Raw genomic sequence first — 4,700 nt, 5'->3', positions numbered from 1 at the left:
TCCATGACGGTGCCCATGCGTGCGCCGTGAGGCGCTTGTTGATCGAGTGGAGGTGAGAGGCCTCCACCATGCACCTTGTCGTAGCAGGGTCATTGTAGTTGAGAGCAGCCTGACCCAGGAGACGCTAGTGAGGGTGGCAAGCGGCTCTGACAAAGCACGGACGTTCTAGGACTGCCAGATAGGGCGGGTCGTGCAAGCAAGATGAAAAGGTACACGAAAGGAACCGTTGTTCAACGCTCCTAAAACTGTCGCCGGCTGCAACCTGGTGGATTGGCCGGAGGTGGCGCACAACCACGGATGCCGTGGTTGACTCTTGTCCTGAGTGCTTGGGTCAGGGCGGGAGGCTGTGATGAAAACGCTACGGGGTAGTCACAGCGAGGCTACCGGAGTAGAGACGGGTGCCTCCTTCATCAAACGATCACAAGTGAACACGGGAACCATCCTGATCCTTGCCGCCCTGATCATCACCAGTGATCACGGAGTGGGCTGGGCTCGTCGACAAGTCGATCGGATCAGGATGGGGCGGAGCCGTTGTAGTACTCCGAGGCCGGGAAAGCCGGCCACATGGGGAAGAACGGCAGCGGAAGTGAGAAGGAGATATGAGTACTGTCATAACGAAAGATGGGCCGGTGAATACCAGTACTCCACCGATTCGGGAATCCCCGGAACTGTGGGTATCGCAGATTCAGGCGAAACTTCACCATTGGGCCACGACTGATCCCAGTCGCCGGTTTGACGATGTGTTTAATCTCGTGCACGACCCGACCACGCTGTATGTAGCGTGGCAACGGGTCGCCACAAACCGAGGAGCACGATCAGCAGGATCAGATGGCCTCACGGCCACGATGATCGCTGAAGAAATTGGTGTCTCCCGGATTCTGAACGAGCTGCGAGAGCAGTTGAAAACGGGCACGTTTCGTGCTCAACCGGTCCGCGAACGTAAAATCCCCAAACCTGGTGGCAGTGGAAAGCTGCGCCGGTTAGGGATTCCAACGATTGCAGACCGGGTGGTTCAGGCAGCCGTGAAAATGGTGTTGGAACCAATTTTCGAGGCCGACTTTCTGCCGGTCTCTTATGGGTTCCGCCCCAAACGGCGGGCTCACGACGCGATCGCTGAGATTCATATGTTTGGGACCCACGGGTATCGGTGGGTGCTGGATGCTGATATCGAAGCATGCTTTGACCGGATCGATCATACCGCCCTGATGGGACGGGTTCGGGCTCGGATCAAAGATAAGCGCGTACTGCGGCTGGTCAAAGGTTTCTTGAAAGCCGGGATCCCCAGTGAACTTGGTGACCACCAAGAAACCTACACTGGTACCCCGCAGGGCGGGATCCTATCTCCAGTCCTAGCTAACGTTGCGTTATCGGTACTCGATGAGTACTTACACGCACCCTGGCAGACTGGTCAGAAAATGTCCACCAATATGCGCCGAACGCGTCGACGGTGGAAGGGCCTGCCTAATTGGCGGATCATTCGTTATGCCGACGATTTTGTCGTGCTCACGAATGGGTCCAAAGACCACCTAGTTGAGCTGCGCGAGGAGATTAATCAGGTGCTATCGCAGATGGGGTTCGTCTTGTCCGAGGCGAAAACCCAGATCGTGCACATGAGCACGGGCTTTGAGTTCTTAGGGTTCCATCTCCAATGGGCCAAGAAACAAGGGACCAAAGATACCTGGCATGTTTACACCTTTATCGCCCCTCGGGCGATTGTCTCGGTGAAACAGAAAATCAGGGATCTGACCCGTGCCACATCACAGCAAAGTCTCAAGGACACGGTGATCCGGCTCAACCGCATCACCCGTGGCTGGTCAAACTATTTCCGACATGCGGTCGCTAAACACACGTTCCGCCACGTGCAGAATGTCATGTGGTGGCGCATTGTGCGATGGCAACGCGTACAACACCGTTGGAATTGGCAAGACGTTCGTCGATGGCTCACCGACCACACTGGTCGGTGGCGCCCCATCAGCGCGGACGGGATTGCGTTATACAACCTCCATGAGGTCCCGATCCGTCGGTACCGCTATCGAGGCAACAAAATCCCAGCTCCCTTTTGAACCAGCTGAAATCACCCAATGGCAACGAACGTGGAGAGCCGGATGCGGTGAAAGCTGCACGTCCGGTTCGGAGAGCGGTCTGGGGAAACGGACTACGAGCAATCGTGCTACCGCGCCCCAGGCCGACTCAACCGATACAAGAAGATATCAGAGAACTTGCCGAATTAGGGTGGTCTCAACGAGAGATCGCTAAGCGGTTAGGTATTAGCCGCGATTCGGTGGCGAAATATAGTGCCCAACAAGATTTTTCACCCAAGCCGCCAGCACCGATGAAACGGCCTGGTGGATCGGTGGTGGCCACCTATGAGCCGATCATCGATCAGGGGCTGACACCGACGACCAAGGGCGGTGTCATAAACAGCGGCATACCGCCCGCAGAGTCTTTGACCGGCTCGTTGCCGAGCACGGCTACACCGGCTCATATTCGCCGGTGCAACGCTATGTGAAGAACTGGCGGGCCCAGCACCGGCCGGTGTCGGAGGGCTTTTCGGAGTTGGAATGGCCACCTGGGACCATCCAGGTGGATTTCGGTCAGGCCGAAGCCTTCATTGCTGGTATCCGCACGGTGTTGCATGTGCTGATCGTGACGTTTCCGTTTTCCAATATGCGCTATGCCCAAGCCTACCGGGGTGAAACAGCTGAATGCGTCTGCCACGGATTGCGCACCATCTTTGAACACGTTGGCATGGTCCCGACAATGATGGTGTTCGATAACGCAACGGGCATTGGCAAACGGATTGCAAAACAGGTCGTGGAGACCACGTTATTTTCAGCCTTCCGGTTGCACTATCGCGCCCATTCTCGCTACTGCAACCCAGATTCCCGCCATGAGAAAGGCAGCGTGGAAAACGCGATGGGCTTTTTGCGGCGCAATCTGCTGGTCCCAGAACCTGAGGTGACCTCCTTAGATGCGCTCAATGCGATGTTATTGGCCCGCTGTGACGAGCTGGCAGAGTCAGGACCATTACCGCCATGGTGTGCCGATCAGCGATTTGTTCGCCCACGACCTTGCAGCGTGTTTACCGTTACCGAGTATTGGGTTTGATCCGGTGCGTTATGAGCCCCGTAAGGCTGATCGACGTGGCTATATTCAAGTCGAGGCCAATACCTATGCTGCCGGCCCCAGTTTCCACGGCCGGGCGTTGACCGTGGGGAATCGAGCCGACACGATGGAAATTCTCGATGAAGATACCACCTGTTGGGGACGCGCTTCGGGCAGCGGTGTTCTTGTGATCGGGTCCTCAGCGCTTGCCGGTACTATGCGTCCGCCAAACGTGACTGCATCAGTGTTCATGCGTTCCAGCATCGCATTGGTTTCGGCGTCATCGACCTGTGGGGACATAAATCCGGCCACGAATTGTCCCTCCGCTCGGCATATAGGTTCAGGCTCAGACGGGGACGGCGCAGGAACAGCGTTCTGCTCTCCGGATTGGTTGTTCGAAACAGCTGCAAAGATCAACGTGGCACCGACTAATACCACGGCAAGTATTCCGAGGAGTATTCGTTTTCGATTCGGTGTTTTGGCGAGTTCAGACGGGCGAGCCTTACTCAACGGTTCTCCTCCACAGGCGTTTCGTCGATACCAAACCTGATCTTATACGGCCACGGAAGCTACGACGCCGCAGGCACCGTCTGTGCCAATGACGACGACGTGTAGAACGCTCCTACACATCCACCTCTGGCGTTGGTATCCACGAGGATCCGGCCGTTCTCGAGGTGAAATCCGGCGTTACGGGTAGCGCTTCAGGAGTATCTCGGAGGTCAGAGCAGGCCGCGTCGTTCAGCTTCCTGCACGGCCGAGGTACCGGAGGACACTCCAAGTTTGCGGTAGGCACTCTGCAGTTGCGATTTAACGGTATTGAGCGAGACATATAAGTTTTTTGCGATTTGTGCCCGAGAGTGCCCCATTGCAATTTCGCGGATGATGACGAGTTCGCGTTCACTGAGTGCTGCGCCAGGGTCTGGGAGCCCGGTGAGGAACATCGATGGACCAGCGTGCTCTTGTGGCCACTGAGTGATGTATTGCTCAGCTAGTCGGCGTGTTTCAGGGCTGAACAACTGAACCTCACGAGAGGAAAGACCTCGTTGAAGGCTCGCTGCTTGTTCCAGAGCCTTCAAACTGTCCGGAGTATTCTCACTGGCATAATTCGCTGCGGCCACGATCGCGAGCCGTCGAACTTCGAGCAATCGCAGACCGGAAGTTTCGGAGCGAAGTTGCGTCACAGACAAGAGTGCTTCCTTGGGCCTGCCGGCATATAAGTGGGCTGCGGCATCGATGAGCTGCGTATACGGCACCTCAGGGTCGGCTTGACCGATGAGTTCTTGCGCTTCAGCGCCACGCCCTGAACTTAAGGCCAACAGTGCGCGTTTCAGCGGCACAACGCTTCCGGAGAACCCATGCCCTGCAGTCTTCGGTAGCGGTAGTGTTTCAAACATCTTCAGCTGGTATTCAAGGTCATCCCGGTAGCCGGCGGTTCCCATCAGACGGTGGAGGGCCACGATATAGAAGGGCCACATCTCCCCAATGTCGTGAAGATGAATTTCTTTCATCGCTTCCATACCTGATTGCTCGTCTTGAAGTAGCATCCGCGTGAAGTCACGGTGGACGTCAATCTGAGGTTCTACCCAGCTCGAGGT

Annotated in this window: 4 protein-coding genes and 1 pseudogene; 3 read left to right on the top strand and 2 right to left on the bottom strand. The window is 56.3% G+C overall.

Going from position 1 to position 4,700, the window contains the following annotated elements; all coding sequences use genetic code 11:
* Positions 1-599 precede the first annotated feature (599 nt).
* The 3 genes and pseudogenes from ltrA to istA all read left to right on the top strand — a co-directional run.
* A complete protein-coding gene (gene ltrA, locus L0H14_RS11705) occupies positions 600-2,063 on the top strand; it encodes a group II intron reverse transcriptase/maturase (protein ID WP_301418646.1) in 1,464 nt (487 codons plus the stop codon).
* A 47-nt stretch (positions 2,064-2,110) separates the two neighbouring features.
* Complete coding sequence (locus L0H14_RS12540; protein ID WP_367618016.1) at positions 2,111-2,509, top strand: helix-turn-helix domain-containing protein; 399 nt, start codon at positions 2,111-2,113, stop codon at positions 2,507-2,509.
* Positions 2,425-3,108: pseudogene (gene istA / locus L0H14_RS11700) on the top strand (IS21 family transposase); the annotation flags it as partial. The gene L0H14_RS12540 and the pseudogene istA, both read left to right, overlap by 85 nt.
* A 63-nt stretch (positions 3,109-3,171) precedes the next feature.
* On the opposite strand, the gene L0H14_RS11695 reads toward istA, so the two are convergent.
* The gene (locus L0H14_RS11695) at positions 3,172-3,615 is read right to left on the bottom strand and encodes a hypothetical protein (RefSeq protein WP_301418648.1); all 444 of its coding nucleotides are present in this window, start codon (positions 3,613-3,615) and stop codon (positions 3,172-3,174) included.
* Positions 3,616-3,824: 209 nt separating this feature from the next.
* On the bottom strand, positions 3,825-4,700 hold an 876-nt coding region (locus L0H14_RS11690; RefSeq protein ID WP_301421911.1), incomplete at its 5' end, for a LuxR C-terminal-related transcriptional regulator.

The sequence above is a fragment of the Yaniella sp. genome, from assembly GCF_030453185.1.
In the GTDB taxonomy this organism is placed as follows: Bacteria; Actinomycetota; Actinomycetes; order Actinomycetales; family Micrococcaceae; genus Yaniella.
This window is presented reverse-complemented; position numbering and strand designations above follow the sequence as displayed.